The sequence below is a fragment of the Oleiphilus sp. HI0123 genome, assembly GCF_001635315.1.
On the sequence record NZ_LWGE01001795.1, the window covers coordinates 1 to 802 of the forward strand.

The 802-nt window shown below is 54.6% G+C and carries 1 protein-coding gene; it reads left to right on the forward strand.

Features of this window, described 5'->3' with window-relative positions:
- On the forward strand, positions 1 to 802 hold an 802-nt coding region (locus A3761_RS24145), incomplete at both ends, for an efflux RND transporter periplasmic adaptor subunit (protein ID WP_156492089.1).

The window sequence follows — 802 nt, forward strand, 5'->3', positions numbered from 1 at the left end:
GCATGCAAGACACGGGAGAGGGCGGTAAGGCGACAGCCAAAAAAGAACCGCTCTATTGGGTCGCGCCGATGGACCCCAATTACAAACGCGACAAGCCCGGAAAATCTCCGATGGGGATGGATCTGATTCCGGTGTATGAAGAAGCCGGCGGTGATGAGGAGATTGGCACAGTCACCATATCGCCGGATGTGGTCAATAACCTTGGCGTACGCACGGCACCCGTTACCCGCGGCCAGATGGACGTTTCCGTCAATACCGTGGGTTATGTGCAATACGATGAAGATCGCTTGATACATATTCATCCGCGGGTAGAGGGCTGGGTTGAAAAACTCTACGTCAAAGCTTCTGGCGATCCGGTGCAGAAGGGTGCATCTCTCTATGCGCTTTACTCACCGACCCTGGTTAATGCACAGGAGGAATTACTCTTGGCACTAAAACGCAATAACGCCACGCTGATTGAAGCCGCCAAGGAGCGCCTGGCATCCCTGCAGGTGCCAAAATCAGAAATCAACCGCCTGAGGAAATCCGGCAAGGTGAGCCAGACCATCACCGTTACAGCGCCGCAATCGGGTGTGCTGGATAACCTCATGGCGCGCGAAGGCATGTTTGTAAAACCCGGCATGGAAATCATGGCCATCGGTCAGCTGGAACATATTTGGGTGATTGGTGAAGTCTTTGAGCGACAGGCTTCCCTGGTGCAGGTCGGCGATCAGGTCCAGATGCAGTTGGGTTATTCGCCAGGGCGAGAGTGGCAGGGCCAGGTTGATTATGTCTACCCGAGCCTTAACACCAAGACTCGCAC